31 protein-coding genes are annotated in these 25,269 nt (G+C 69.3%); 25 read left to right on the top strand and 6 right to left on the bottom strand.

Features of this window, described 5'->3' with window-relative positions; translation table 11 throughout:
* The first annotated feature begins 163 nt into the window (after nt 1–163).
* The 5 genes from ABD317_RS00615 to tuf all read left to right on the top strand — a co-directional run bounded on the left by ABD317_RS00615 (nt 164) and on the right by tuf (nt 5,324).
* Nucleotides 164–637 carry a DUF1707 domain-containing protein gene (locus ABD317_RS00615; protein WP_027754782.1) on the top strand — a complete coding sequence of 158 codons (474 nt, stop codon included), beginning with the start codon at nt 164–166 and terminating at the stop codon, nt 635–637.
* 290 nt (nt 638–927) lie between these two features.
* Complete coding sequence (gene rpsL, locus ABD317_RS00610) at nt 928–1,299, top strand: 30S ribosomal protein S12 (RefSeq protein ID WP_003948652.1); 372 nt, start codon at nt 928–930, stop codon at nt 1,297–1,299.
* Nucleotides 1,300–1,301: 2 nt separating this feature from the next.
* Nucleotides 1,302–1,772 (top strand): 30S ribosomal protein S7, encoded by a 471-nt coding sequence (gene rpsG, locus ABD317_RS00605; protein ID WP_027754781.1) that lies wholly within the window; start codon nt 1,302–1,304, stop codon nt 1,770–1,772.
* Nucleotides 1,773–1,811: 39 nt separating this feature from the next.
* Entirely contained in the window at nt 1,812–3,932 is a 2,121-nt protein-coding gene (gene fusA, locus ABD317_RS00600; protein ID WP_027754780.1) for an elongation factor G, read from the top strand.
* Between the two features lie 198 nt (nt 3,933–4,130).
* Nucleotides 4,131–5,324: an elongation factor Tu gene (gene tuf, locus ABD317_RS00595; RefSeq protein ID WP_027754779.1), complete on the top strand. Its 1,194-nt coding sequence runs from the start codon at nt 4,131–4,133 to the stop codon at nt 5,322–5,324.
* A 118-nt stretch (nt 5,325–5,442) separates the two neighbouring features.
* Here the strand turns inward: tuf and ABD317_RS00590 are convergent, their stop codons facing one another.
* A complete protein-coding gene (locus tag ABD317_RS00590) occupies nt 5,443–5,871 on the bottom strand; it encodes a pyridoxamine 5'-phosphate oxidase family protein (protein WP_344286656.1) in 429 nt (142 codons plus the stop codon).
* 411 nt (nt 5,872–6,282) lie between these two features.
* On the opposite strand from ABD317_RS00590, the gene ABD317_RS00585 reads away from it, so the two are divergent.
* The 11 genes from ABD317_RS00585 (at nt 6,283) to ABD317_RS00535 (ending at nt 14,182) form a co-directional block, all read left to right on the top strand.
* Entirely contained in the window at nt 6,283–6,912 is a 630-nt protein-coding gene (locus tag ABD317_RS00585; RefSeq protein WP_344286654.1) for a hypothetical protein, read from the top strand.
* Nucleotides 6,900–7,976 (top strand): hypothetical protein, encoded by a 1,077-nt coding sequence (locus ABD317_RS00580; RefSeq protein WP_425582233.1) that lies wholly within the window; start codon nt 6,900–6,902, stop codon nt 7,974–7,976. The genes ABD317_RS00585 and ABD317_RS00580 overlap by 13 nt, the downstream gene beginning before the upstream one ends.
* Before the next feature lie 19 nt (nt 7,977–7,995).
* Complete coding sequence (locus tag ABD317_RS00575) at nt 7,996–8,298, top strand: hypothetical protein (protein WP_344286650.1); 303 nt, start codon at nt 7,996–7,998, stop codon at nt 8,296–8,298.
* Entirely contained in the window at nt 8,295–9,557 is a 1,263-nt protein-coding gene (locus ABD317_RS00570) for a WXG100 family type VII secretion target (RefSeq protein ID WP_344286648.1), read from the top strand. Before ABD317_RS00575 ends, ABD317_RS00570 begins: the two co-directional genes overlap by 4 nt.
* The gene (locus ABD317_RS00565) at nt 9,550–10,161 is read left to right on the top strand and encodes a hypothetical protein (protein WP_344286646.1); all 612 of its coding nucleotides are present in this window, start codon (nt 9,550–9,552) and stop codon (nt 10,159–10,161) included. The genes ABD317_RS00570 and ABD317_RS00565 overlap by 8 nt, the downstream gene beginning before the upstream one ends.
* A 6-nt stretch (nt 10,162–10,167) precedes the next feature.
* Nucleotides 10,168–10,785, top strand: a complete 618-nt coding sequence (locus ABD317_RS00560) for a hypothetical protein (RefSeq protein ID WP_344286644.1) — start codon at nt 10,168–10,170, stop codon at nt 10,783–10,785.
* A 126-nt stretch (nt 10,786–10,911) separates the two neighbouring features.
* Nucleotides 10,912–11,514, top strand: coding sequence for a hypothetical protein (locus tag ABD317_RS00555; RefSeq protein ID WP_344286642.1), 603 nt, complete (start codon nt 10,912–10,914; stop codon nt 11,512–11,514).
* Nucleotides 11,515–11,584: 70 nt separating this feature from the next.
* On the top strand, nt 11,585–12,004 hold the full coding sequence (locus ABD317_RS00550) for a DUF7919 family protein (protein ID WP_344286640.1): 420 nt from the start codon (nt 11,585–11,587) through the stop codon (nt 12,002–12,004).
* Nucleotides 12,005–12,412: 408 nt separating this feature from the next.
* Entirely contained in the window at nt 12,413–13,207 is a 795-nt protein-coding gene (locus tag ABD317_RS00545; RefSeq protein ID WP_344286638.1) for a GNAT family N-acetyltransferase, read from the top strand.
* Entirely contained in the window at nt 13,204–13,428 is a 225-nt protein-coding gene (infA, locus tag ABD317_RS00540) for a translation initiation factor IF-1 (protein ID WP_018834859.1), read from the top strand. Before ABD317_RS00545 ends, infA begins: the two co-directional genes overlap by 4 nt.
* A gap of 64 nt (nt 13,429–13,492) precedes the next feature.
* A complete protein-coding gene (locus ABD317_RS00535; RefSeq protein WP_344286635.1) occupies nt 13,493–14,182 on the top strand; it encodes an endonuclease V in 690 nt (229 codons plus the stop codon).
* Nucleotides 14,183–14,367: 185 nt separating this feature from the next.
* Here the strand turns inward: ABD317_RS00535 and ABD317_RS00530 are convergent, their stop codons facing one another.
* Both ABD317_RS00530 and ABD317_RS00525 read right to left on the bottom strand, forming a co-directional pair.
* Nucleotides 14,368–14,997 (bottom strand): fascin domain-containing protein, encoded by a 630-nt coding sequence (locus ABD317_RS00530; protein WP_344286633.1) that lies wholly within the window; start codon nt 14,995–14,997, stop codon nt 14,368–14,370.
* Nucleotides 14,998–15,447: 450 nt separating this feature from the next.
* Nucleotides 15,448–15,630: a hypothetical protein gene (locus ABD317_RS00525; protein ID WP_344286631.1), complete on the bottom strand. Its 183-nt coding sequence runs from the start codon at nt 15,628–15,630 to the stop codon at nt 15,448–15,450.
* A gap of 170 nt (nt 15,631–15,800) precedes the next feature.
* Between ABD317_RS00525 and ABD317_RS00520 the strand changes: the two genes are divergently transcribed.
* The 4 genes from ABD317_RS00520 (at nt 15,801) to ABD317_RS00505 (ending at nt 19,546) form a co-directional block, all read left to right on the top strand.
* On the top strand, nt 15,801–16,667 hold the full coding sequence (locus ABD317_RS00520; protein ID WP_344286629.1) for an LLM class flavin-dependent oxidoreductase: 867 nt from the start codon (nt 15,801–15,803) through the stop codon (nt 16,665–16,667).
* A gap of 92 nt (nt 16,668–16,759) precedes the next feature.
* Nucleotides 16,760–17,557, top strand: coding sequence for an alpha/beta fold hydrolase (locus ABD317_RS00515; RefSeq protein WP_344286627.1), 798 nt, complete (start codon nt 16,760–16,762; stop codon nt 17,555–17,557).
* A 164-nt stretch (nt 17,558–17,721) separates the two neighbouring features.
* Nucleotides 17,722–18,576, top strand: coding sequence for a protein kinase family protein (locus tag ABD317_RS00510; RefSeq protein ID WP_344286625.1), 855 nt, complete (start codon nt 17,722–17,724; stop codon nt 18,574–18,576).
* A 337-nt stretch (nt 18,577–18,913) separates the two neighbouring features.
* Nucleotides 18,914–19,546: a DUF4333 domain-containing protein gene (locus ABD317_RS00505; protein ID WP_344286623.1), complete on the top strand. Its 633-nt coding sequence runs from the start codon at nt 18,914–18,916 to the stop codon at nt 19,544–19,546.
* A 164-nt stretch (nt 19,547–19,710) separates the two neighbouring features.
* Here ABD317_RS00505 and ABD317_RS00500 read toward each other — a convergent pair whose 3' ends face one another.
* The 3 genes from ABD317_RS00500 to ABD317_RS00490 form a co-directional block, all read right to left on the bottom strand.
* Nucleotides 19,711–20,508: a hypothetical protein gene (locus ABD317_RS00500; protein ID WP_344286621.1), complete on the bottom strand. Its 798-nt coding sequence runs from the start codon at nt 20,506–20,508 to the stop codon at nt 19,711–19,713.
* Between the two features lie 370 nt (nt 20,509–20,878).
* A complete protein-coding gene (locus ABD317_RS00495) occupies nt 20,879–21,073 on the bottom strand; it encodes a hypothetical protein (RefSeq protein WP_344286619.1) in 195 nt (64 codons plus the stop codon).
* A gap of 12 nt (nt 21,074–21,085) precedes the next feature.
* Nucleotides 21,086–21,937 carry a helix-turn-helix domain-containing protein gene (locus tag ABD317_RS00490; RefSeq protein WP_344286617.1) on the bottom strand — a complete coding sequence of 284 codons (852 nt, stop codon included), beginning with the start codon at nt 21,935–21,937 and terminating at the stop codon, nt 21,086–21,088.
* A gap of 208 nt (nt 21,938–22,145) precedes the next feature.
* Between ABD317_RS00490 and ABD317_RS00485 the strand changes: the two genes are divergently transcribed.
* From ABD317_RS00485 to rplW, 5 genes are all read left to right on the top strand, one after another.
* Nucleotides 22,146–22,586: an ATP-binding protein gene (locus ABD317_RS00485; RefSeq protein WP_344286615.1), complete on the top strand. Its 441-nt coding sequence runs from the start codon at nt 22,146–22,148 to the stop codon at nt 22,584–22,586.
* Between the two features lie 625 nt (nt 22,587–23,211).
* Nucleotides 23,212–23,520, top strand: a complete 309-nt coding sequence (gene rpsJ / locus ABD317_RS00480) for a 30S ribosomal protein S10 (RefSeq protein WP_003948644.1) — start codon at nt 23,212–23,214, stop codon at nt 23,518–23,520.
* A gap of 14 nt (nt 23,521–23,534) precedes the next feature.
* Complete coding sequence (rplC, locus tag ABD317_RS00475) at nt 23,535–24,179, top strand: 50S ribosomal protein L3 (protein ID WP_344286613.1); 645 nt, start codon at nt 23,535–23,537, stop codon at nt 24,177–24,179.
* A 4-nt stretch (nt 24,180–24,183) separates the two neighbouring features.
* Nucleotides 24,184–24,876, top strand: coding sequence for a 50S ribosomal protein L4 (rplD, locus tag ABD317_RS00470; RefSeq protein WP_344286611.1), 693 nt, complete (start codon nt 24,184–24,186; stop codon nt 24,874–24,876).
* Complete coding sequence (gene rplW / locus ABD317_RS00465; protein ID WP_027754759.1) at nt 24,876–25,256, top strand: 50S ribosomal protein L23; 381 nt, start codon at nt 24,876–24,878, stop codon at nt 25,254–25,256. The genes rplD and rplW overlap by 1 nt, the downstream gene beginning before the upstream one ends.
* The last annotated feature ends 13 nt before the right edge of the window (nt 25,257–25,269 follow it).

The raw sequence follows: 25,269 nt of genomic DNA, 5'->3' as shown, positions 1-25,269 counted from the left end.
CAAGGGGGCGCGCGACCGCGGCGCGAACTTCGCGACGTCGCGCTGGAACTCCCTCGGCGCCCCGTGCGTCGAGCACAATAGAAAGCACGCGGTACGTGGAGACCGCGGGTGGGGAGGTTCCTGAGTGTCCATGCAGCCGTGGGACCAAAGCCGGCCTCCGTCCATGCGTGCCTCGCATGCCGACCGGGAGCGGACCGTCGACGTGATCAAGGCCGGGTTCGCCGAGGGCAGGCTCACCCAGCCGGAGTACGAGCAGCGCATGTCGCAGGCGTACGACGCGCAGACGTACGGCGAGCTGCACATGCTCATCTCGGACCTGCCGCAGGGCCCCGTCGGCATCCCGACGATGCCGGCCGTCGTGCCGCGTACGTTCCAGCCCGTGCCCGTCCTGCCGCCGCCGCGGTCCACGAACAGCTCTGCGGTCGGCGCGATGGTGTGCGGGGCGCTGGTGCCGGTGGTGGGCGTGACGTTCATCCCGGCGATCATCCTGGGGCACAAGGCGCGCGCCGAGATCCGCAGAACCGGCGAGCAGGGCGACGGGCTGGCGCTCGCGGGCCTGGTCATCGGCTATCTGGCGCTCAGCTTCGTGGCCTTCATCGCGCTGATCGTGGCCGCCGTGGCCAGCAGCGGGGCATAAGGTTACCCGGGGGCGGTGTCCCTTATGTCTTTTTGTTTTGACCGGAGCGGGTTGCTGTAGGTACGCTCTGACCTTGTGCCTGGGGTGTCCCCGGGTCTTCGCGTGCGCGGGGGCGCTCCCGCGAAGGCGCCGAGGCTGTGACACCGAAGGGCTCCGCTTTCCCGTGTTTTCGGCGGGGACGTACGGGCCCTGCGACACACCCGACCGCGTGGGTCGGGGACCGACCGGTCTTCACGGACAGAACCCCAGGTTAGAAGTATCGAGATCGGCACACAGAAACCGGAGAAACGGTGCCTACGATCCAGCAGCTGGTCCGCAAGGGCCGGCAGGACAAGGTCGAGAAGAACAAGACGCCCGCGCTTGAGGGTTCGCCCCAGCGCCGCGGCGTGTGCACGCGTGTGTTCACCACCACCCCGAAGAAGCCGAACTCGGCCCTGCGTAAGGTCGCGCGTGTGCGTCTGACCAGTGGGATCGAGGTCACCGCTTACATCCCGGGTGAGGGGCACAACCTGCAGGAGCACTCGATCGTGCTCGTGCGCGGTGGCCGTGTGAAGGACCTGCCGGGCGTTCGCTACAAGATCATCCGCGGTTCGCTCGACACCCAGGGTGTCAAGAACCGCAAGCAGGCCCGCAGCCGCTACGGCGCCAAGAAGGAGAAGTAAGCATGCCTCGTAAGGGCCCCGCCCCGAAGCGCCCGGTCATCATCGACCCGGTCTACAGCTCTCCTCTGGTGACCTCGCTGATCAACAAGGTGCTGCTGCACGGCAAGCGCTCCACCGCCGAGCGCATCGTCTACGGCGCCATGGAAGGGCTGCGCGAGAAGACCGGCAACGACCCGGTGATCACCCTGAAGCGCGCCCTGGAGAACGTCAAGCCGGCCATCGAGGTCAAGTCCCGCCGCGTCGGCGGTGCGACCTACCAGGTCCCGGTCGAGGTCAAGCCCGGCCGTTCGTCCACGCTCGCGCTGCGCTGGATCGTGGGTTACTCCCGCGCCCGCCGCGAGAAGACGATGACCGAGCGGCTGATGAACGAGCTGCTGGACGCCAGCAACGGCCTCGGCGCCTCCGTCAAGCGCCGCGAGGACACCCACAAGATGGCCGAGGCCAACAAGGCCTTCGCGCACTACCGCTGGTAGTCGAGAACCCCGTATTACGAGAGAGAAGACTGAGCCAAAATGGCCACCACTTCGCTTGACCTGGCCAAGGTCCGCAACATCGGGATCATGGCCCACATCGACGCGGGCAAGACGACCACCACCGAGCGGATCCTGTACTACACCGGTGTCTCGTACAAGATCGGTGAGGTCCACGACGGCGCCGCCACGATGGACTGGATGGCGCAGGAGCAGGAGCGCGGCATCACGATCACGTCTGCCGCGACGACCTGCCACTGGCCGCTCGACGAGGTCGACCACACCATCAACATCATCGACACCCCGGGCCACGTCGACTTCACCATCGAGGTGGAGCGCTCGCTGCGCGTGCTCGACGGTGCCGTGACGGTGTTCGACGGCGTGGCCGGTGTCGAGCCGCAGTCCGAGACCGTCTGGCGCCAGGCCGACCGCTACGGCGTCCCGCGCATCTGCTTCGTCAACAAGCTGGACCGCACGGGCGCCGAGTTCCACCGCTGCGTCGACATGATCTCCGACCGGCTGGGCGCGACCCCGCTGGTCATGCAGATCCCGATCGGCACGGAGGCGGACTTCAAGGGCGTCGTCGACCTGGTCCGGATGAAGGCGTTCGTCTGGTCGCCCGAGGCGAAGCTCGGCGAGGCGTACGACGTCGTCGACATCCCGGACACGCACCTCGAAGCGGCCGACGAGTGGCGCGGCACGCTGCTCGAAGCCGTCGCCGAGAACGACGAGGAGATGATGGAGCTGTACCTGGAGGGCGAGGAGCCCACCGAGGAGCAGCTCTACGCGGCCGTGCGCCGCATCACCATCGGTTCCGGCAAGGGCGAGGGCACCACCGTCACCCCGGTGTTCTGCGGCACCGCGTTCAAGAACAAGGGCGTACAGCCCCTGCTGGACGCGATCGTGCGGTACCTGCCGTCGCCGCTGGACGTCGAGGGCGTCGAGGGCCACGCCGTCGACAACCCCGACGAGGTCATCGTCCGCCGGCCTTCGGAGGAGGAGCCGCTCTCGGCGCTCGCCTTCAAGATCGCCAGTGACCCGCACCTGGGCAAGCTGACCTTCATCCGGGTCTACTCGGGCCGGCTGAACTCCGGCTCGCAGGTCCAGAACTCGGTCAAGGGCCGCAAGGAGCGCATCGGCAAGATCTACCGGATGCACGCCAACAAGCGTGAGGAGATCGAGTCGGTGGGTGCCGGCGACATCGTCGCCGTCATGGGTCTGAAGCAGACCACCACCGGCGAGACCCTCTCCGACCCGGCGAACCCGGTGATCCTGGAGTCGATGGACTTCCCGGCCCCGGTGATCGAGGTCGCCATCGAGCCGAAGTCGAAGGGCGACCAGGAGAAGCTGGGCGTCGCGATCCAGCGCCTCGCCGAGGAGGACCCGTCCTTCCGGGTCAAGACGGACGAGGAGACCGGCCAGACCATCATCTCGGGCATGGGCGAACTGCACCTGGACGTGCTGGTCGACCGCATGAAGCGCGAGTTCAAGGTCGAGGCGAACGTCGGTAAGCCGCAGGTGGCGTACCGCGAGACGGTTCGCCGGCAGGTGGCGAAGCACGAGTACACGCACAAGAAGCAGACCGGCGGCTCCGGCCAGTTCGCGCGCGTGATCATCGCGCTCGAACCGCTGGAGGGCGACGGCTACGAGTTCGTCAACGAGGTCACCGGCGGCCGTATCCCCAAGGAGTACATCCCCTCGGTGGACGCGGGCAGCCAGGAGGCCATGGAGTTCGGCATCCTCGCCGGATACCCGCTGACGGGCGTGCGTGTGCGCCTGCTGGACGGTGCCTACCACGAGGTGGACTCGTCCGAGATGGCCTTCAAGATCGCCGGCTCGATGGCCTTCAAGGAGGCCGCCCGCAAGGCCGCTCCGGTCCTGCTGGAGCCGATGATGAAGGTCGAGGTCACGACGCCCGAGGACTACATGGGCGACGTGATCGGCGACATCAACTCGCGCCGTGGGCAGATCCAGTCCATGGAGGACCGGGGCGGTGCCAAGCTGGTCACCGGCCTGGTGCCGCTGTCGGAGATGTTCGGCTACGTCGGCGACCTGCGCAGCAAGACGTCCGGCCGGGCGAGCTACTCCATGCAGTTCGACTCCTACGCCGAGGTTCCCAAGAACGTCGCCGAGGAGATCATCGCGAAGGCCAAGGGCGAGTGAAGCCGTAGGCTGTAGCAAACGGCATACGGGGCATACCATCGCAGATCCTCCGGGAGCTGCGGCGGGTGCCCTCGCCGCCGACCACAGTCGAACAGGTCAAGGGCATCCCCCTAGGGGTCCTGACCGGTTCGGAACGACCACCTGAACCCCTCCGTAGAAGGCGGGGGGCGTACAGCACCAGTCCACAGGAGGACCCCAGTGGCGAAGGCGAAGTTCGAGCGGACTAAGCCGCACGTCAACATCGGCACCATCGGTCACATCGACCACGGCAAGACCACTCTTACCGCGGCGATCACCAAGGTGCTGCACGACGCGTACCCGGACCTGAACGAGGCTTCGGCCTTCGACATGATCGACAAGGCTCCGGAAGAGAAGCAGCGCGGTATCACGATCTCCATCGCGCACGTCGAGTACCAGACCGAGTCGCGGCACTACGCGCACGTCGACTGCCCCGGTCACGCGGACTACATCAAGAACATGATCACCGGTGCCGCCCAGATGGACGGCGCGATCCTCGTGGTCGCCGCCACCGACGGTCCGATGCCGCAGACCAAGGAGCACGTGCTGCTCGCCCGCCAGGTCGGCGTGCCGTACATCGTCGTCGCGCTGAACAAGGCCGACATGGTGGACGACGAGGAGATCATGGAGCTCGTCGAGCTCGAGGTCCGTGAGCTGCTCTCCGAGTACGAGTTCCCGGGCGACGACGTCCCGGTCGTCAAGGTCTCCGCGCTGAAGGCGCTGGAGGGCGACGCCGAGTGGGGCAAGACCGTCCTCGACCTGATGAAGGCCGTCGACGAGTCCATCCCGGAGCCGCAGCGGGAGGTCGACAAGCCGTTCCTGATGCCGATCGAGGACGTGTTCACGATCACCGGTCGCGGCACCGTCGTCACCGGCCGTATCGAGCGCGGCATCCTCAAGGTGAACGAGGAAGTCGAGATCATCGGCATCAAGGAAGAGAAGACCAAGACCACGGTCACGGGCATCGAGATGTTCCGCAAGCTGCTGGACGAGGGCCAGGCCGGTGAGAACGTCGGTCTCCTCCTCCGCGGCATCAAGCGCGAGGACGTCGAGCGCGGCCAGGTCATCATCAAGCCGGGCACCGTCACCCCGCACACCGAGTTCGAGGCGACGGCGTACATCCTGTCGAAGGACGAGGGCGGTCGGCACACCCCGTTCTTCAACAACTACCGCCCGCAGTTCTACTTCCGCACCACCGACGTGACCGGCGTCGTGCACCTCCCCGAGGGCACGGAGATGGTCATGCCGGGCGACAACACCGACATGAAGGTGGAGCTGATCCAGCCCATCGCCATGGAGGAGGGCCTGAAGTTCGCCATCCGCGAGGGTGGCCGGACGGTGGGCGCCGGCCAGGTCACCAAGATCATCAAGTGACCTGACGGTAAGCGTTCCCGGGGCCCCGGCCCGCCGATTCGTTCGGCGGGCCGGGGCCTTCGGCGTGGGCGGCCGGTACGCGTGTGCCGGCCGCCGGGCGCGTCCCGGGGGGCGTACGTCAGTTCGTGAAGCGGCGCACGGTCTCCGGGTGGATGACGAGACGCACCTGCTCTGCGGCCAGCATCCCGGCGAGGTCGTCGGCGCGGGCCGGGTCGTCGAGGTCCCAGTAGCGCGCGGCCAGGCGGGCGCACAAGTCGTGGGCCCCGTCGGGCTCCACCGTGGTGCGGCCGGCCACCGACACCCAGCGCTCGCGCTCACCCACCGGCGCGGCGACGACGAGGGAGGCGCGGGGGTCGCGGCGCAGCCGCCGTACCTTGAGCGTGTCCGGCTCCGTGAACAACTGGACCGTGCCCGCGTCGGTGGCCTCGAACCACACCGGCCGGGGCTCCGGCGGCAGCGGCCCCGCGGCCACGGACAGGAACCCGTGCAGGGGGCGGCGGAGGAAGTCGAGGTCCTCGGTGGTCAGCGCACTGGCGTCGGTGCTCATCGCGGCCCTTCCGGTCGGCGAGGGGGAATGCGGGTATCCCACCATGATCCCCCCACGCGGTCCCGCACCACCTTGCGCTCGATACGCCTGGTCCCGCCTGCGCGGCCGGGGAGCCGCCGGGTGTCGGCGGCGCCGGTCGAGCCGAGAAGTACGCGGACCGCGGGGTGCAACCGGAACCGGGTGTGTTCGTGTATTGCCGGTTCAGGCAACCGTTCTCCTTCGCAATACAGAATGGAATTTCAATCGCCTGGTAGGGGCCGTTAGCGGAACGTTCCTGTGTATCCGCGTTATCCACAGGTCCAAAAGTGGGGTGGTGTACGCCGCTGCTGCTCCGATAGCGTCGGCTGCCTGACGTATCGTCACCATTACCGGGAGTTGATCGTGTCCCCCCGCGCCCATTCCGCTGCCGTGATGGCGGCTGCCGCTGCCGCCCTGAGCCTGCTGCTGACCGCCTGCGGCGGCGACGACGACGGCGACCCGTCGTCGGACGACAAGATCCAGGGCGCCGGCAAGACGGATGAGTCGCCATCGCCGAGCGCCTCGGAGGAAGAGGCGCCGGGCAGACCGGAGATCAAGCTGCCGGAGGACCTCACAGTTACGTTCAGCCCTGAGGAGACGGGGGACCCCGAGAAGGACGCGGTTCTACGTGACAACGCCGAGCGTATGAAGGCGGTCCAGTCCGCCATCGCTGGCCTGGACCCGGAGTATGAAGCCCTCAACTACTACAACGCCGACGACGCGCTCGGTGCATCGGCCGAGTGGGTCGAGCAGTTCAAGGATGAGAACCTCACCGTGACCGGTGTCGTCCGCTATGTCGACCGGCAGGTGACGTTGGCGGACGACGGTACCGCGTCGCTCATCTTCTGCGCCGACGAGAGCAAGGGCTACACGAAGAACCTGGAGACGGGGAAGGTGAACGTCACTCCGGTCACGAAGGACAGCTACGTGGTCTACAACACCGAATTGCAGAGGAACGACAAGGGTGTCTGGCGGACCACCAGCGTCATCTCCGAAAGGGGAGCAGACCAGTGTCAGCCGTGAAATCCCTCCTGAGGGTGACGCTGACGAGCTTGTGGCTGCTGCTCCTCGCCGCACCGACTGCCCGAGCCGACATCACCCCGGGCGACGGCGGATCCGAGGGCGACCCCGCGCCGCCCCCGCCCGCCGAGGGCGGTGCTGATGGGCAGAATCTGCACGCGGCGGCCGGCGGGATCGTGGTCGACGACTCGGCGAACCGGGCCGGGGCCGGTGGTGGCTCGGGTGGGGCGTTGGACCCGGTGGGGGACTGGTCGCCGCCGCCGTGCTGGTACGTGCCGATGTACACGCCGCAGCAGTTGAAGAAGGAACGGGAGCACACGTGGTCGTTGGGCTCTACCGGGCATGAGTTCGACAGCATGCAGCGGGACAAATACGTGAACGGCGGCGACAAGCCGGGAACGTACAAGAACTTCAACATGGCCAAGTCCGGCGAGGGCTACTGGTGGGACGGCTACGTGCCGGACGGCGGCGAAGGCGTCCCCGGCGCGCTGGAGTGCGATGACGGACCCTTCTGGGTGGACACGGGCGATCCGCCGCCGGCCGAGTACGAGAACGCCGTCACGCCGGAGATCCTCGCCGGCATCGCGTACGACCGCATCCGGGTGCCCGATACGGAGATCAACCTCAAGCCCGACGCGCAGAACGCGCAGAAGGTGAACCTCCCCACCTGGGCCTGGCTGGACAACGCCACCTTCGAACCCGTCTCGGTCACCGCCGAGGTGCCGGTGCTGCGCTTATGGGCCAGAACCACCGCCACCCCGGTGTCGCTCACCCTCGACCCCGGCACCGACGACGCCGAGCTGCACCCCTCCACGGGCACCTGCCCCCTCAACGACGACGGCTCCATCGGTACCCCCTACACCCCGGACTCGTCGGAGGAGACCCCGCCCTGCGGGCTGACCTACCTGCGCGCCACTCCGGACGACGCGACCTACCCGTTCCGCGCGACGATCACGTGGGAGATCAGCTGGGAGGGCTCCGGCGGCACCGGCGGTGACCTGCCCGACGGCACCTTCGGCACGACCACCGAACTCGAAGTCGACGAGATCCAGTCCGTCGTCCGCTGATGCGTGCAAGGAGCGACACGTGAGCGATCTGTACGTGGACATGGAGACCCTCGACCGGGTCCGGCGCAACATCGAACGCATTTCGGAGCTGATGAAGCGGCCGGGCCGGGAGATGAAAGACGTCGATGGCTGGTCGATGGGCGTGGAGGTACTGGCCCGTCGCATGGACGACTTCGGAGATGAGTGGTCCTACGGGATCGGGCAGATCGAGAAGTTCTCCGACGCCGCCGCCGAGGCGCTGCTGAAGATCAAGCAGGAGTTCCAGCGCGTCGACGCCGAACTTGCGGACGCCCTTCCGGCGCGGGGCGGAGGGAGGGGATGAGCGCGTTACGCCCCGCAGACTTCGCCTCCCTCGGCTTCATGCCCTGCCCGGGCGATGTGGAGGGGGCGGAGGACGTTGCCGGGGTGGTGCGGCGGACGGCGCGGGCGCTGTCGGAGATCTGCCACGTGTTGCACGGGACGGGGCCGGGCGACTGGAAGGGTAAGGCGGCGGAGGCGTTCCGGGAGAAGTTCGAGGACGACTTCCGGCCCAAGATGGACCAGGCCCGTGACTCGTTCGGCATGGCCGCCACTGCTTTGGAGGGCTGGGCCCAGTACATGCGCACCCAGCAGGCGACAGCGCGCCGGCTGGAGCGGGAGGCCGAGGAAGCCGAGCGCGAACTGAGCAAGGCGGTGGGCAGGCTCGACGCGGCCACCGGGGACGACGACAAGCCTCCGGCCGAGAGTTCCCCGGAGCGGTACCGGCAAGCGAGTGCGCCGAGGAGCGGCGGAGTCCGCGAGGAGGAGCAGTGCCGCCAGGCGCAGGACGCGGTCGACACCGCTTCGGTGCGGCTCGAAGATGTGCGCCGCCGCGCCCGCGCGCTTGCCGAGGACTACCGGGCGGAGGGCCACGGAGTCGCCCGGCGCCTCCACGGCGCGATGGAGATCGCCCCGGACGAGCCCGGGCTGTTCGACAAGATCGGCGACGCGATCAGCGATCTGTCCGGCTCGTTCGGCGAGTACCTGGAGACGGTGACCGAGGGCATCGCCAACCTGCCCGACGATGTCGCCCAGTGGGTCGAGGACCACGCGGCCAACATCGCAGCCGTCGGAGACCTCTTCGCTGCTCTCAGCGCCCTGACTGGAGTCATATCAGTCGGCCTCTACACCGTTTCCATTTTTGTCCCAGGCCCCCATATCAAAGCTGCTGCTTTCCTCACCGGCGAGGTATCAGCTGGGATGGCGACCGCGGCTCTTGTCACACACGGGACAGCTCGGATCCTTGGTGCTGACGTGTCGAATCGTACGTTGGCGCAGGATGCTATCGGAGCCGTGCCAACTGGCAAGCACATGAAATTTATTGGCAACACTGGCATGGCTATCGCCGGAAGCCGTCACGCCACGGGGGGTTCGAATGTCGCGCTGGTTGATTCGGTAGTTGGTCTTTTTAGGAACCCCGACAGTCTGAAGAACTTCGTGCCCAAGGATAATCGGCAACGCGCTCAGTTCCTAAGTCCGGCTGCTGGCGGGCCGATGCTCGTGGCAATTGAGAACGCCTGGAATTCGGCGCGAGTGACGGGAGGCTATCGAGAACATGGATGAGCATTCGATTATCCGGAGCTTTGACGGCCGTGAAACATCAGACGTCTCCTTCAGTGGATTCAATTTTGGCAATGTGTGGCAAATTATTGAAATAGCCTATGAATTCGGGTATCAACTTACTGGCGTGTCCCACAGGCGTACCAGTATTCGATTCTCGTTCCGGCGAGATGATAGTGGCATCGCGCGCGCCAGAGCAAGCTGGGCGCATGGGTATTATCGTGTGCACGGGACTTGGGCCAGGCCCGTGCCTAGTGTGCGGCTTACACCTTCCTTGGGTGCGCGTATCGATCACCGGCAAGCTGCGCACGCGCGGTATGATTTGGCCTTCGCGCGAGACAGGGGGTGGGTGCTGCAAATTGCAGGTGTCCTAGCTGCACTGCTCGCCGTCGCATGTTGGCGTTTCCGAGAGGAAGTCGCAATTCTGCTGCCCCTGCTGGGTGTGGGGGGAGTACTGGTAGTCGGGGTCGCACTCACCCCCTTCGTAACACTTAAGCGTCACCAGCGCCTGGAGCGCACCGTCGAGATGTATGAACTTCAGCAGGCGGTTGAACGTGGCTTCATGCCTCCCCCGCCAAGCCCTGATGTTGGCGAGTGCAAGGAGTGATTTGCGATGGCGCTCGTGACGTTTGAGATCCCTGCGGGTTACAACCCAATTCCTGTGGGGCTGAGTCTGGTCCAGGCTCGTGAGCTTATTGCAACTCCCGCTTCTGCGGCGGGGCTTGCAGGTGACAAGGCGGACATCCTGGCGGTCCAGATCCAGCAGTGGTCTGCCGCACTGCAAGCGATCGGGGCCATGTATGCGGGGGCGTACTGGCAGTGGGAGGAAGACCAGCCGAGGTTCGGTGTCCTGCTCGTGGCTGCTCAGCCCTTCGCCTACGGTGACGCCCACCTCGCCTCGCGGGGGCTTGTGAACGCATTGCGTGATCCCGAGGGCGATGCGGTGGCGGCCAGGCCGTTCGACTTGCCCTGCGGGCCCGCGTCTGTCTTCGTGCGGCAGGTCGGCCTGCCCATGCATGGGGACTCGGCGGTCGAGGGCGGCGATTCCGTGGTGCCGGTGGGGGAGTTCCAGGCGCTTGTTCCGGTGCCTCGTGAGCTGTCGGCCGGCCGCGAGGAGATGGTCGTCGTCGCTTTCCAGACGCCGGATCTGGACCACTGGGACGCGTATGCGCAGCACCTCGTGTCCCTGCTGAAGAGCATCGAGTTCGCCGAGGAGCCCGGGGGCGGCTGAGGGGGAATCGGTGGGTGCGGTGCCGGAGTGGGAGAGGTGGGTTTCATGATGCTGAGCTCTCTGCTTCTTTCGAGAGGCGACTCACGCTGACGCTCACGTGCTAGACCATGGGAGGGATTTTTGGACATGGAAGCCGCAGAGATCATCGCTTACTTCGACGGTCGCCCAGCCTTCACCTTATACATCTCCAACCGTGATTCCTTTGAGATCCCGCTAATGATCGACTTGGCCTACGAGTTCGGATACGTGTTCCGCTTCGCCTACCCCGGGCGGTGGACGCAGCGGCTCATTTTCGAACGGGACGACGGGGAGCAGGCGCGGGCCAGGGCGTGGTGGTCGGTGTACCACTACCGCCGGTACGGGACCTGGGGACGCCCGCAGCCTCGGGTGCCGCTGCCTGCTCACATGGGTCCCCGCATCGATCCGTTCGAAGCCGCCAAGGCGCGTCACGCCCTCGGTATGCATCTGAACATGTCGTGGCGAGGGGGGATCATTGCCCAGATCGGGGCATTGCTCGTCGTTGCTGTTTGGCGTCTTCACGACGAGCCGGCGATTCTCATCTCGGTGGTGTCGGTAGGAGTTGCGTTGGCGACTCTTTTTGCTCTCCGGGTTCGGTTTCCGAGTAAGCGCGTGAGGCGCCATCAGCGGACGGTGGCGACGTTCGAGTTGCAGCAGGCGGTTGAGCGGGGGTTCATCCCGCCCCCGCCGTCCGGAAGTCCGGGCGGTTGAGGGCCATCCCTGGGCGAAGAAGTCTCCAAAGGACGGGCGGCCTGACGACCGGGGGAGAGGTGCGATGGGTATGACCGCCTTCGATGACCTCTCGCCGTACTCATATCTTCCCGACAGCATCCCGCCGGGCGGCGCCATGCTCAATGTGGGCTGGCTGGATGTGGGTCGGGACTACCCGGTGGGAAGTACGCCCGAGGGGTTTCTTGAGAAGCTCGGGATTCTCTGTGCCGACCACCCTCAGGCGCGAACACGCGGACGGCACTCGTGCCGGTTGCCGCACCCGAGCGCTCCGCCTCCATATCCGATCACCATCGAGGCAGGTGGCCGCTCCGTAACGCTCGGGGGAGCCGAGGTCCGCGTGGTGGACTGCGGTGGCACCTGGCTGGCCGCGCCAGACCTGATCCACCACTACGTCGCAGCACACCGCTATCGTCCGCCGGACGCGTTCATCGAAGGGGTGATAGGGGCCGAGCGGGCTCGTCGGCTGTAGGCGGATGCCCGAGCCCTGCGCCCCAGCGGGTGGGTGCGCACGGCGTACGCGACGGCAGCGCCGATCGCAGTCCGGGGCGGTTCGCTACGTTTGGCCCCCATCCCGTCGAGGCCGAGGGCCGCCGCCGGGCGGTGGAGTACGCGCGTTCCATCAGGGTCCCCGCGCCGCAGCTGGACTGGCGGGACTGACCCCGGCGGGCGCCTGGCCGCCGTGTACGGCGGGAAAAGGGTTTGAGCGGGTGGTGGCGCGCCGCTACGGTCGTGGTGGACCGTGGAATCGGCTGCTGGAGGTGAGACCCGTGAACGCAATAACCCGTGGGTGCTCCCTCAACCCGTCACGGTCCGGCGGCTGACCTTCGGTGTCGCCCGGAGCGCCCGAGATCGAGGCACTCCTGGGAGGGAGACTCCGATGGATACGAAGCCTTTCCTGGCCGGCCCGAGCGAGAACGCGGTGACGATTGCCCGCGTCGCGGACCGGCAATGGCATGCACTGGACGACGACGTGGTCGTGGGCACCGGCTATGCGGAGCACCGCGCCGACGGTCGCCTGTTCGTGGGCATCGACGCCTGGCACGCCGACACCTTCGACCGGCTCGCCGAGGCGATGCTGCCGGAGCTGCCGGCGCCGCTCTACGCCGTGGTCGACGAGGCCGACGCCGGGCTCGCGGATGCCTGGCGGCGCGCCGGGTTCGCGGTCCGGCGGAGGGAGTGGGAGTACGTCGTCGCGACCGACCCGGGCGTCAATGGGCTCGGGGAGGGCCGGCCGCCCGCGGGCGTGACGATCGTGCCCGCCGGCGAGGTGGACGAGGACCTGCTGCGGGCGGCGCACCGTGCGATCCGTAGCGAGGTGGAAGCCGCCGCGGGGTGGTGGCAGTCGATGCCCGCCGAGGTGATCCTCCGCCCCGGGGGCGACACCGTCGTCGATCCGTCGACGTACGCGGTGGCCGCGGCGCCGGAGGGCTACCTGGGGCTCATCCGGGTGGTGACGGCGAAACGGCCGCGCGTGGGGCTCGTCGCGGTACGGGGCGGCGCGCGGCGCCGCGGCATCGCGCGGGCGTTGCTGGCGCACGCGCTGGGGGTACTGCACCGGGACGGGGCGGACGCTGCCTGGACCGAGGTCCAGGAGTCCAACCAGCCGGCCACCGCCCTCTTCGAGGGCGTCGGTGCGCGGCCGGTGAGCAGCAACCTGGAGCTGGTTCGATGACGAAGGACAAGAACGTCATCGAGGCCGAGGGCCGGGTCGTCGAGTGCCTGCGCAGCGCCATGTTCACCGTGGAACTGGAGAACGGCCACCGGGTGCTCGCGCACATCAGCGGGAAGATGCGCAAGCACTACATCAGGATCAACCTGGAGGACCGGGTGCTGGTGGAGCTGCCGCCGTACGACCTGGCCCGCGGCCGGATCGTCTTCCGGTACCGGAACTAGCGGCGGCCGGGGCCCGGTCACGGCGCGTCCGTGCGCGTGGCCGGGCCCCGGTTACGGTGGGCGGGTGGAGCTGGCCGGGGAGTTGCGTCGTCCGCGGACCGTCGAGGAGGCGGTGGCGGAGCAGCGGCGACTGTGGGGTCTCGTCCGGGTCGAGGGGGCGTACGGCGGGTCGGGGTGGCGGACGGCGGCCGGGGTCGACGTGGCGTACGACGACGAGGCGGGGGTGTGCGCCGCGGCGGTTGCCGTGCTGGAGGTGGAGAGTCTCGACGTCGTCGCGTCGGCGACCGCCGTGTCGCGGATCGCGTTCCCGTACGTCTCCGGCCTGCTGGCCTTCCGGGAGGTTCCCGCGGTCGCGGCGGCGCTGCGCCGGCTGGACGGTCCGCCGGACGTGTTCGTGTGCGACGGATACGGGATCGCGCATCCCCGGCGCGTCGGGCTGGCGAGTCACCTGGGGGTGCTGACGGGGGTCCCGTCGTTCGGGGTGGCGAAGAACCCGCTGTACTTCCGGTGTGAGGCGCCGGGGGCGGAGCGGGGTGCTTCGACCCCGCTTCTGGACGGTACGGAGCCGGTGGGGCGCGCGCTTCGTACGCAGCCGGGGGTGAAGCCGGTGTACGTGTCCGCCGGCCACCTGGTCGGGGCGGACGACGCGTGTGCGGTCACGCTCAGGCTGGCGAGGCGGTACCGCCTCCCCGAGACCACGCGGGTGGCGGACAGGCTGTGTCGCGGGGCGCTGCGTGGAGCCGGCCCGTCGTAGCCGGTGGCCGGTGACCCGTGGCTGGGTGATGGCCTGAGGGCGGGGGCCTCGGTGCGCCCCGTACGGGCCCGGACGCCGCCGTAGCGGCGCCTGTTCGACGCGGAGGCCCCGCACTGGGCCTCCGGCCGCCCGGTGGGGCGGGCCGGGCCGGAGGGGATGCCGGACGGTGGGGCGGCGGCGTGGGGTCAGCTGCGGTCGTACAGGTGGAACTGCTCCCAGCCACCGTTGACGGTCTCGGAGCGGGCGCGCAGCACGTACTGCAGGGAGCCGGTGTAGTTGTTCTCCATCGCGACGAACCGGCCGTTCAGCTCCGACTGGAAGGCCCAGCGGTCGAGGTCCTCATTGTACCAGAGCGAGAAGCGCTCCCAGGCGCCGGCGGTGGTGGAGCGGGCGCGCAGCACGTTCGCCGACTTGCCCGTGAAGTTGCGCTCCACCGCCACGAACCGGTTGTTGGCCTTGGACTTCAGGGCATAGGTCTCGGTGCCCTCGTCCCAGATCAGGTCGAAGGTCTCCCAGCCGCCGGGGCGGGCGGAGCGGGCGCGCAGCACGCCGGTGTGCGGAGCGGAGTAGTTGACCTCGGCGGTCGCGAAGCGGTCGTTGCGGACCGACTGGATCGCGACGGGCTCCGCCGCGTCCGCCGCAGCCACGCGTGCCCGCGCCCCGTCGAGCGCACCGGCCGCCTCCGCGCCCTGCACTTCCTGCCACCCGCCGGGCACCGCCGCCGGCGACGAGCCGGGCTGCGCCGCGGCCGTCTCCAGCGCGGAAAGCCCGAGCGCGCTGCACAGGCTGACCAGTACTACAAGCGTGCGTCTCACGTTGTCCTGTCCTTCACGTCGGTGGATGCCGCGCGGCCCGCCGGGAGACCGGGTGCGCCGGCAGTTGTCGCGGAACGGCGGCGGCCGCCCGCCACACAGCAGCGGCGGACACCAGGACACGGAGATCCCACCCTCTGAATTCCTGCGGGCACCGCAGTCGTGCCCGACAGCCCCACCCTTCCCCTGAGGTGCACTTTTGCATCCCTGTACGAACTTCGGATGGGAACTGGCCATCGCAGGCGCAACGTTCCCGTTTCGTTCACCGAGTATTAGCGAGAGGAACGCCTTTCCTTCCGGAACCGGGAGCGGCCGGAGGGTGTCCCGCGCCGTACCACCTGTGGCCCGAGCAGTTCCCGGCCCTGTCGGCGTCCCTGCTGCGCGGTGCGGCGGACGGCCGCCACGTACGTGATGCTCGGCAACCTCCACGCCTACGGCCCGGTGGCCGGCCCCTCACCCCGGACCACTCGCTCGGGGGCACAGCACCTCGCGCATCATGTCGGCCCTGTCCTCGCCGCGCTTCACCCAGCGGTCGGCCATCGTCTCGATCTGCTCCGGCACGACGGCGGTTCCGCGCTCCATCGTCAGTGACTCGGTCCGGTCGAACGTCGCGGCCAGAGCCCCCTTGACGAGCACGTGCTTCTTGGCGCTCTCCGACGAGTCCCCTTTGGCGTCCTCTGCACCTCGGCTGCCGCAGCCACCTCGCGGCGCCGCGCCATGACGCGGGAGCGGGTGGTGCGCCGTGGCCGCTCGACCCGCGCCGCATGTGATTGCCCTTCGCGGGGCACGCCGCGCATCCTGCGGGGATGCGCTTCTCCGTCAACATCCCCAACTTCGGCGACTTCGCCGACCCCCGCCGCGTGGCGACGCTCGCGGCCGCCGCCGAGGACGCCGGCTGGGACGGGCTCTTCGTCTGGGACCACGTTCTGCACCGGCGGCACCAGGGGCGGCCCTTCGGGGACCCCTGGATGCTGCTGACCGCCGCCGCGCTGGCGACCTCCCGGATCCGGCTCGGCCCTCTGCTGACGCCCGTCCCCCGCTACCGTCCGCAGCAGCTTGCCCGGCAGGTCGCCACCCTGGACCGGCTCACCGGTGGGCGGGTGATCTTCGGCGCGGGGCTGGGCGGCCCCGTCGAGGACGAGTACCGCAGCTTCGGGGACAACGCCGAGCTGCCCGTTCTGGGTGAGCGGCTGGACGAGGGGTTGGAACTGCTGGGGCGCTTCTGGTCCGGTGAGCCGGTCGACCACCGCGGGCGGCACTTCGAGGTACGCGACACCGCCCTGCTGCCCGCCACCGTGCAGCAGCCCCGGCCGCCGGTGTGGATCGGCGGGTTCTGGCCGCGGCGGCCGCCGATGCGGCGGGCGGCGCGGTGGGACGGGGCGGTGCCGTTGTTCGAGTCGGCGCGGCACGGATACGTGCCGGAGCTGGCCGAGGTACGGGACCTCGTCGCGTACGTGCGCGAACACCGCGCGGCGGCCGGGGCCGAGGGGCCCTTCGAGTTCGTACTCGGTGGCGCCACGCCCCCGGACGCGGCCGGGGCGCGGGACGTGATCGGCCCGCTGCACGACGTGGGGGCCACGTGGTGGGACGAACGGCAGATCCAGACCGGCCCGGACCTGGACCGCCTGGCGCCGGTGCTGCGCCGGGTGGAGGCGGGGCCGCCGGTGATCTAGCGGGTGCGGGCGGGGCCGGCGTGGCGGGCGGGGCCGGCGTGGCGGGCGGCGGGTTATGCTCGCCGACCTGTTGTTGTGGAGGGGGCCAGAGCATGCGCAGCGCCGTAGTGACCGCCGGGAACGACCGTATTCGCTGGGTCGAGCTTCCGGGCGGCGAGCCCGCCCGCGTGTACGTCCACGGCCTGGGCGCCACGTCGCCCGTGTACTTCACGGAGGTGGCCGTCGAACCCCGGCTCGCCGGTCACCGCTCGGTGCTGGTCGACCTGCTCGGCCATGGTCACAGCGACCGTCCTGCCGACTTCGACTACACGCTGGAGTCCCACGCCGACGCCCTCGCCGCCGCACTGGAGGCGGCCGGCGTGAGCGGCGCCGAAGTGATCGCGCACAGCATGGGTGGATCGGTCGCGATCGTGCTGGCCGCCCGCCACCCGCAGTCGGTCTCCCGCCTGGTCCTCATCGACGCCAACCTCGACCCCGTCCAGCCCGACCGGGCCGCCAACGGCAGCAGGCTCATCGCCGCCTTCGGCGAGCGGGAGTTCCTGGAGGGCGGCTGGGAGACCGTCCGCGACCGGGCGGGGGAGCACTGGTGGTCCACGATGCGCCTGGCGGACCGCACGGCCTTGTACCGCAGCGCCGCGAACCTTGCCCGGGGCACGACGCCGACGATGCGTGAGCTGCTGCTCGGCCTGGAGATCCCCCGCGCTTACCTGCTGCCGGAAGCGGACGGGCCGTTGCGGGGTGCGGATGACCTCGTGGATGCGGGCGTCGCGGTCGTACCGGTCCCGGATTGCGGCCACAACATCATGCTCGACAACCCGGACGCCTTTGTGCGGGCCACGGCTCGGGTCCTGGCGGACGGTCAGGGGGAGCAGCACCGGCCGGTTGCGTAGGCCCTGGGGCGGTGGGCGGGTGCGTGGCGGTGCGCACAAGTCGGGGCTCGTGGGCGGTTTGCCCCCGTTGGTCGGCGGCGTTACCCGCGGTTCGTACCCTTCGCGATCGTCGCCTCGCCGCCGGCCGGCCCCGCCGTAGCGACCGCGTGGGACCATCTACGGTCATGGACCACGAGGAACCGCTGCCGCCGCCGTCGCTGGCCGAACGGCTCGTCGAACAGGGGCCGCTGGACGAGGACGAGGTCATACGCCTCGGCGTCGCGCTGATCGGCGAGCTGGAGACCGTACGCGAAGAAGGGGCGCCGGCGTACGGGATGCTCTATCCCGCGAGCGTCGTACTGGACGAGGACGGGCCCTGGCTCGTGGACCCCGGGAGCGTCGGGCCACTGCCCGACGCCTACCGGGCGCCGGAACTCGGCGGCACCGGGGCGGCCAGCCGGGCCGGCGACCTCTTCGCGCTCGGCGCGGTGCTGGTGGCCGCCGCCGGCGGGAGCGCGTACGAGGCGGACACGCCGCTCATGACCGCGCACCGCATCGCGCACGACGAGCCCGACCTCCACCCCCTCACCCACGACATCCGTCCCCTCGTCGCCGCGTGCCTCGCACCCGAACCGGAACTGCGGCCCACCGCGGCGGAGACGTTGGAGTGGCTGGCGGCCCTCCTCGGCCGCGAACTCGACGTCGAGGACGATCCGGCCGACGCCGAGACCCCGGAGCCCACCCTGTCCGCCCGCGACCACAAGCACGTCCTCACCGCCGGCCCCGACGGCCTCGCGCTCGGCGCCGAGGGCGGCACGGCCGAGTTCGACTGGACGGAGCTGGAGTCGGTGACGGTCGTCCCGCAGCGCCGGTGGCGCGCCCTCGACGTGGAGGCGGCGACCGCCGACGGCTCGGCCTGGCCGTGCACGGTGCACGCCGGGACCGAGGCGGAGCTGGAACGGTGGACCTTCCAGCTCAACCGCATCCTGCGCCGCTACGCTCCTCGGCGCCGTCGACCAACTGGCCGCACGCGTGGTTGACCCCCTGCTGCACGGAGTCGGGGCCCGGCGTAGACCTTCCCGCGTCCTTGCGTCTTGCGGGGCGAAACTCGGTCTATGCGGCCTGTGAGGTGGCCGAAAAGCGCCGGTCACGGCCGACCGTGAACCCGTGCCGCGGGTTCTGGGAGCGCTGTGGCCACACCCGCCAGGGCGCCGTCCAGCCGGCGCCACCAGGGCCGTGACGTTGGGAGGAGGCAGACGCGGCCGCCCAGGATGTTCCCCGGACCGTCATCACGGTCGTTCACCTGACCTGATTGACAAATGATATGTTCATGCCTCGACCGGTGGGATCAAGTCATGAGTATTTTCGGGGGATGCAATGCGCCGTGCCGTTTCGAGCCGGATTCTGACAGGGGCCACCGCGGGTGTGCTCGCGGTGCTGCTCTCCGCCGGGTGCTCGGTCAGCGTCGGAAGCTCGTCCGACAGCATGAGCAAAGAGGACGTCGCGGAGAAGGCATCGGAAGCCCTGGCCAAGGAGGTCGGCCGCCAGCCCGACGACGTCACCTGCGAGGACGACCTCAAGGCCGAGGTGGGCGCGACTGTCCGCTGCGAACTGACCGACGGCGGGACCAAGGTCGGCGTGACGGTCACCGCGAAGTCGGTCGACGGCGACACGATCCGCATGGACGTCAAGGCAGACGACGCCCCCAAGGCTGACCCCTCCGCGTCCCCCGCCGAGGACGGCTCCGCGTCCCCGGGTACCGGAGGCGCGTCGGAGTCGGTGCCGAGCAGCGAGGTCGAGCGCCAGGGCAGGACTGCCCTGGCGGCGCAGGTCGGCCGGGAGCCCGACAGCTTCCACTGCCCCCAGGACCTGCCGGCTCGGGTGAACGCCACGGTCCGCTGCGTACTCGGCGCGGAAAGCCAGCAGTGGGGTGTGACGGTCACCGCGACATCGGTCGCCGGAGACACGGTTCAGATGGACTTCAAGGTCGACTCGACGCCCATGAGCTGACCTGCACCACGCGCGGCGAGGCCCGCCACGGACGTATCACCCGTCCGCGGCGGGCCTCTTGCGGCCCGGCCGGCTCGGCCCAGGGCCTGCCGTCGCCTTCAGCGGGTCCTGGCGCGGCGGGTCCGGCTGACGCCGGCGCGGTACGCCACGCCGGGTGGACACAGTCACACGGCGTCCAGGATCTCCGCCGCCACGTCCGTCTCGTCTATCGACGTCTCGGGCGTGCTCACCCGGTACGGCTTGTCGAACCCGCCGAACTCCCAGAGCACGCCACCGTACTCGACTATCTTCAGCAGGTACGGTCGGCCTTCGGCCGCGACCTGCACCTCCAGCCTGCTCGGTCCCCCCGTGAAGGTGAGCTTGGTGGTCGGCCGGCCGTTCAGGCTCGCGGCTTCCTTCTTGCCGTGCCTGAGGTTCTTCGGGGTCAGGAGCTGCTCCTCCAACTGGGCACGCTGAGCCTCCGGGCGGCACAGCTCCTCGCGCATGATCTCGGCCTTGTCCGCGCCGCGCTTCACCCATCGGCCGGCCATCGCCGTGATCTGCTCCGGCAACACTTGTCCCTGCCGCAGCGCCGTCTCTCGTATCGCTTCTTCTGTGATGCGGGTGTAGACCCCTGAGTCGTTCACCAGGAAATCTATGGAGCTGTCGTCGCCCTTACTTATGTGCATGTGGCACTCGGGGGTGCCGTCGACGACGGTGCTGCGCACGACCACCGTCCCCTTCGTCAGCGCGTCCTTCGTGGACGTCAGCGACGTCGTCGTGTCGAATGTCGCCGCCAGCGCCTGGTTGACGAGCACGACTGGCCTGGTGTCCTGCGCCTCGTTCTTCTTCGCGTCCTCTTCCGCTCTCTCGGCGGTGTCCCGGCTCCCGCAGCCGGCCATCGCGATCGATAACGCGACCGCGACGACGCAGCCGCCGGTTCTCCGGCCGGATCTGCGGAGGTGATCTGCGAACACCCTCATCACCACTCCTGTGACTGGAAGTTGGGAGGCCGCCCCATCTTCCACCACGAGGTTGCGCCCGCTGCCCCGGGTGTCCCGGCCACCGGGACACCCGGGGCAGCGGGCGCGGTTGCCGGCTCGTGCGGGCTGCCGATCTGCGGGCGCCGTCGCGCCCCGGATACCCCGCGACCAGTGCATTCGCTGGCGGACAATCCTCATCGCCAAGCTCGTCCTGGGCACCGTCCGCGAGGAACCGTACCGCCGCCTCGCCGAGCCGCACGGCGCCGGGTAAGCGCGTACCCCGGCGCGGGGGCCGGGTCCGCCCCACCCCGTTCGCGGCTGTCCCGGGCGCCGGGGTGGCGTCGGGCGCCCCGGATGCCGGGTGGTGCGGTCACAGCAGGTGGTCGGCTTTGCCGGCCTTGATGTCGCGGATGAGCGTGCGGAGGGCTTCGAGGGAGTCGGTGATGTGGTGTTCTTCCTGGCCTGCCACGGCGATGTGGGCGTTGCCTTCCGCGTCCGTTCCTATGCGGAAGCACGAGTTGCCTTCGCCGCAGAACGGGTCTTCCCAGTCGATGGTGGCGGTCATCGTGCTGTCTCCCTACAGTCGGTGCGCGATCTCACGGATGAAGTCGCGGGACTCGTCCGGGGGCAGGGCTGCTTCCTCCTGGCGGTCCAGTTGCGTTCGGTACTTCGCCAGTTGTCCTTCCGCGTGCAGGAAGTCCGGCCCATGCGAGTTGTCGATCTGCACGGTATCCAACTGCGGGACCGGTCCCTCGGCGTAGAGGAGGTTCTGCCCGGCTCCCGGGAACGAGCCGTGATCGAACGGCATGACCTGGATGACGACGTTCTCCCGTTCGGACATGTCGAGTAGGTACTCCAACTGCGCGCGTGCGACCCGCCGGCCGCCGAACTGCATGCGCAGCGCTGCTTCGTGCACGACGGCACGGTAGGCGGTGGGGTCGCCCCCGACGAGCACGTCCTGGCGCTTTGCACGGTGGGCCAGGCGCAGGCCGATCTCGTCGCGGGGCAGGGGCGGCAGGACGGCGCGGAAGACGGCGAGGGCGTGGTCCGAGGTCTGGAGCACTCCCGGGATGTGCACGGTGTTCGCCGCGCGCATCCGGGTGGCGTGGGCCTCCAACTCCGCGATGTCCAGCAGCCCGTGCGGGAGGCTTCCCCGGTACTGCTCCCACCAGCCCTTCGATTCGCGCCGCGTCATCTCGACCAGGGCCTCGACGTACTTCTCGTCGGTGCAGTCGCAGTTGCAGGCCAGCGTCCGCAGCCGCTCCGCGCTGATCGTGCGCTGCCCGGACTCCATGTAGGAGATTTTTCCGCTGTCCAGCCCCAGTAATCCGGCGGCGTACGTGGTGGACATGCCGGCTGACGTACGGATCTTCCGCAGCTCGCTGCCCAGGCGCTGCTGCCGCTGGGTCGGTGTCTTCCTGACGGCCATGCCCTGCCTCCTGCACGAAGTAGAGAATCTCTGAAAGCTGGTAGCAATTCTGCCAACCTACGACTACTCTCGGTTCTGCGCAAGGTACTCACAGCGACGCCGGAAGCGCACCGCGCGAGCATGCCCGCTCTCCCTGGGGCGGCGTGCTCGCGCCCAGGGAGGCAGGCCACCGGCGCGTCCACGACCACCCCCAGCCCGGGAGTACGCCATGCCCCCACACCGCTGCCACCCCACTCCACCCCTCCCGACCCTCCCCACCCGCTGGGCCTTCCCCGCCCACCCCCGGTCCGTCCCCCGCGCGCGCCGGGCCGTCCTCGACGCCCTGCCGCACCGCCACCGCCCTCGCCTCGGCCACGACCTGCAGCTCCTCGCCTCCGAACTCGTCACCAACGCCGTACGCCACGGCACCCGGCCCGCCGAGGACCACCGCGTCGAACTCCTCCTCTGGCCCGCCGACGGCCACTACTGGCTCGCCGTCTCCGACCCCGGCCCCGGCTCGCCCGTCCTCACCCCGGCCCCGCCCGGCGCACCCGCCTGCGGCGGCCGCGGGCTCCTCCTCGTCGACACCCTCTCCGCCGCCTGGGGCGTCGTCCCCCGCCGCGTCTGCGGCAAGGCCGTCGTCGCCGGACTCCCACTCGACGGCCGGTGACCGCGACCCCGATGACCTCGACGCGCCCCGCTGAATGCGACTCCGACCCCGGGCGCGGGGGTGAAGGGACACGCCGGCGGGGGCGGTGACCCCGGCCGGGGCGGCCTGCGGGCGGTCACCGCATCGCGGACACGGGAAGGCGGAGTGCCGCCGCGCTCCGGTGCGGAGCCGGCGGCGCGGGCGTGCCCGAATCGTGGGTCCCCTCGACCCCCGTCGCCCCCTCGTGGTATTTGCGCCGATTGGCGCGAGCCGAGCGCCGTGTGGCACACTATCCAGGTTGCTCGGCTGAGCGTCGATGCTGCGCGCCTCCCGCCGGGAGGACCGGAAGCGAGTCCCACGTATTCGTCGCCCCTCGTCAGGGGCGGAAGTACGGGAATCTTCCGGGAAGCGTCAGCGGGGTGCAGGCCAGGGCACTCGGTGGGATCCTCCCCCCTCTTCCGGCAAGGAAAACTCCTGCGGACCGCGGTCCTCCGTGGACGTCCGTAGGAGAAATGCTTTCGCGGGAGAAATGCGGCGAGGGTTGCGACACGCCCGACCGCGTGGGTCGGGCGACGGTCCGCAGCCCCCGCGGCGGAGGACCGTCGGGTGCCGGAGCGCTACGAGAGAACAGGACTGCTGAGAAGCCATGGCGGGACAGAAGATCCGCATCCGGCTCAAGGCCTACGACCACGAGGTCATCGACTCCTCGGCGAAGAAGATCGTCGAGACGGTGACCCGCACTGGTGCGTCGGTCGCGGGCCCGGTGCCGCTGCCCACAGAGAAGAACGTGTACTGCGTCATCAAGTCGCCGCACAAGTACAAGGACTCGCGCGAGCACTTCGAGATGCGCACCCACAAGCGTCTGATCGACATCCTCGACCCGACCCCCAAGACCGTTGACTCGCTGATGCGCCTGGACCTTCCGGCCGGCGTCGACATCGAGATCAAGCTCTGAGAGGTCGCTGAGAGATGGCTAAGCAGATCAAGGGCGTCCTGGGCGAGAAGCTCGGCATGACCCAGGTCTGGGACGAGAACAACCGTGTCGTCCCCGTGACCGTGGTCAAGGCCGGCCCCTGCGTCGTCACCCAGGTCCACACCGCAGACTCCGACGGCTACGACGCCGTCCAGATCGCCTTCGGCGAGATCGACCCGCGCAAGGTGAACAAGCCCCTCAAGGGCCACTTCGCCAAGGCCGACGTCACTCCCCGCCGCCACCTGGTGGAGATCCGCACCGCGGACGCCTCCGAGTACACCCTCGGCCAGGAGGTGACCGCCGAGACCTTCGAGGCCGGCGTGAAGGTCGACGTGACCGGCAAGAGCAAGGGCAAGGGCTTCTCCGGCGTCATGAAGCGGCACGGCTTCAGCGGCGGCAAGGCCAGCCACGGCGCCCACCGCGTGCACCGCAAGCCCGGTTCCATCGGCGGCTGTGCCACTCCCGGCCGCGTGTTCAAGGGCATGCGGATGGCCGGCCGGATGGGCAACCAGCGGGTCACCACCCAGAACCTGACCGTCCACGCCGTTGACGCGGAGAAGGGGCTGCTCCTCATCAAGGGCGCCGTCCCCGGTCCGAACGGCGGCCTCGTCCTGGTCCGTAGCGCGGCCAAGGGGGCCTGAGGTAATGAGCACCGTTGACATCCTTTCGCCGGCGGGCGAGAAGACCGGGACCGTCGAACTCCCCGCGGAGATCTTCGACGCGCAGGTCAGCATTCCGCTGATCCACCAGGTCGTCACCGCCCAGCTGGCCGCTGCCCGGCAGGGCACGCACAAGACGAAGACCCGCGGCGAGGTCCGCGGCGGCGGCAAGAAGCCGTACCGCCAGAAGGGCACCGGCCGCGCCCGCCAGGGCTCGATCCGCGCTCCGCAGTTCGCGGGCGGCGGCATCGTGCACGGCCCCGTGCCGCGCGACTACTCGCAGCGGACCCCGAAGAAGATGAAGGCCGCCGCGCTGCGCGGCGCCCTCTCGGACCGGGCGCGGCTCGGCCGTGTCCACGTCGTCACCGGCGTGGTCGACGGCGAGGTCTCGACGAAGGCCGCCAGGACCCTCCTCGGCAAGGTCAGCGAGCGCAAGAACGTGCTGCTGGTCATCGAGCGGGACGACGACCTGTCGCTGCTGTCCGCCCGGAACCTGCCCGACGTGCACATCCTGGACGCCGGTCAGCTGAACACGTACGACGTGCTCGTCTCCGACGACGTGGTCTTCACGCAGGCCGCCTTCGAGCGGTTCGTGGCCGGTCCCGTCAAGGGCGGCGGCAAGGGCCAGTCTCCCGTCGATGAGGTCGAGCTCCAGAAGGCTGAAGGGAGCGACGCCTGATGGTCGACATGGAGAAGACCGAGGCTGAGACCGGGGCCGAGGCCGCGGACGAGGCGGCGACCGGGTTCACCGTCACCAGCAAGACCTACGACGACCCGCGCGACGTGCTGCTCAAGCCCGTCGTGTCGGAGAAGAGCTACGCGCTGCTCGACGAGAACAAGTACACCTTCATCGTCGACCCGCGGGCCAACAAGACCCAGATCCGGCAGGCCGTGGAGAAGGTCTTCCAGGTCAAGGTCATCGGGGTCAACACGATCAACCGCCAGGGCAAGCGCAAGCGCACCCGCACCGGCTACGGCAAGCGCGCCGACACCAAGCGCGCCATCGTGACCGTCGCCGAGGGCGACCGCATCGACATCTTCGGCGGCCCGGTCTCCTGACGGAGACCGACAG

Origin of the sequence: Streptomyces synnematoformans, assembly GCF_039531005.1 — a bacterium.
Taxonomy (GTDB): domain Bacteria; phylum Actinomycetota; class Actinomycetes; order Streptomycetales; family Streptomycetaceae; genus Streptomyces; species Streptomyces synnematoformans.
The sequence above is the reverse complement of the archived record's forward strand: the minus strand, read 5'-3'. Positions and strand labels throughout refer to the sequence as shown.

Excerpts from the sequence above, each read along its gene's own strand:
- ABD317_RS00590 (WP_344286656.1), bottom strand. The coding sequence starts at position 5,871 with ATGAGCACCGACGCCAGTGCGCTGACCACCGAGGACCTCGACTTCCTC.
- rplD (WP_344286611.1), top strand. The coding sequence starts at position 24,184 with ATGAGCACCGTTGACATCCTTTCGCCGGCGGGCGAGAAGACCGGGACC.
- ABD317_RS00545 (WP_344286638.1), top strand. The coding sequence starts at position 12,413 with ATGGATACGAAGCCTTTCCTGGCCGGCCCGAGCGAGAACGCGGTGACG.
- ABD317_RS00500 (WP_344286621.1), bottom strand. The coding sequence starts at position 20,508 with ATGAGGGTGTTCGCAGATCACCTCCGCAGATCCGGCCGGAGAACCGGC.
- ABD317_RS00505 (WP_344286623.1), top strand. The coding sequence starts at position 18,914 with ATGCGCCGTGCCGTTTCGAGCCGGATTCTGACAGGGGCCACCGCGGGT.
- ABD317_RS00565 (WP_344286646.1), top strand. The coding sequence starts at position 9,550 with ATGGATGAGCATTCGATTATCCGGAGCTTTGACGGCCGTGAAACATCA.
- rpsG (WP_027754781.1), top strand. The coding sequence starts at position 1,302 with ATGCCTCGTAAGGGCCCCGCCCCGAAGCGCCCGGTCATCATCGACCCG.
- ABD317_RS00485 (WP_344286615.1), top strand. The coding sequence starts at position 22,146 with ATGCCCCCACACCGCTGCCACCCCACTCCACCCCTCCCGACCCTCCCC.
- ABD317_RS00585 (WP_344286654.1), top strand. The coding sequence starts at position 6,283 with ATGGCGGCTGCCGCTGCCGCCCTGAGCCTGCTGCTGACCGCCTGCGGC.
- ABD317_RS00510 (WP_344286625.1), top strand. The coding sequence starts at position 17,722 with ATGGACCACGAGGAACCGCTGCCGCCGCCGTCGCTGGCCGAACGGCTC.
- rplC (WP_344286613.1), top strand. The coding sequence starts at position 23,535 with ATGGCTAAGCAGATCAAGGGCGTCCTGGGCGAGAAGCTCGGCATGACC.
- rpsJ (WP_003948644.1), top strand. The coding sequence starts at position 23,212 with ATGGCGGGACAGAAGATCCGCATCCGGCTCAAGGCCTACGACCACGAG.
- ABD317_RS00615 (WP_027754782.1), top strand. The coding sequence starts at position 164 with ATGCGTGCCTCGCATGCCGACCGGGAGCGGACCGTCGACGTGATCAAG.
- ABD317_RS00570 (WP_344286648.1), top strand. The coding sequence starts at position 8,295 with ATGAGCGCGTTACGCCCCGCAGACTTCGCCTCCCTCGGCTTCATGCCC.
- ABD317_RS00555 (WP_344286642.1), top strand. The coding sequence starts at position 10,912 with ATGGAAGCCGCAGAGATCATCGCTTACTTCGACGGTCGCCCAGCCTTC.
- rplW (WP_027754759.1), top strand. The coding sequence starts at position 24,876 with ATGGTCGACATGGAGAAGACCGAGGCTGAGACCGGGGCCGAGGCCGCG.
- ABD317_RS00520 (WP_344286629.1), top strand. The coding sequence starts at position 15,801 with ATGCGCTTCTCCGTCAACATCCCCAACTTCGGCGACTTCGCCGACCCC.
- infA (WP_018834859.1), top strand. The coding sequence starts at position 13,204 with ATGACGAAGGACAAGAACGTCATCGAGGCCGAGGGCCGGGTCGTCGAG.
- fusA (WP_027754780.1), top strand. The coding sequence starts at position 1,812 with ATGGCCACCACTTCGCTTGACCTGGCCAAGGTCCGCAACATCGGGATC.
- ABD317_RS00560 (WP_344286644.1), top strand. The coding sequence starts at position 10,168 with ATGGCGCTCGTGACGTTTGAGATCCCTGCGGGTTACAACCCAATTCCT.
- ABD317_RS00490 (WP_344286617.1), bottom strand. The coding sequence starts at position 21,937 with ATGGCCGTCAGGAAGACACCGACCCAGCGGCAGCAGCGCCTGGGCAGC.
- ABD317_RS00495 (WP_344286619.1), bottom strand. The coding sequence starts at position 21,073 with ATGACCGCCACCATCGACTGGGAAGACCCGTTCTGCGGCGAAGGCAAC.
- ABD317_RS00515 (WP_344286627.1), top strand. The coding sequence starts at position 16,760 with ATGCGCAGCGCCGTAGTGACCGCCGGGAACGACCGTATTCGCTGGGTC.
- ABD317_RS00550 (WP_344286640.1), top strand. The coding sequence starts at position 11,585 with ATGACCGCCTTCGATGACCTCTCGCCGTACTCATATCTTCCCGACAGC.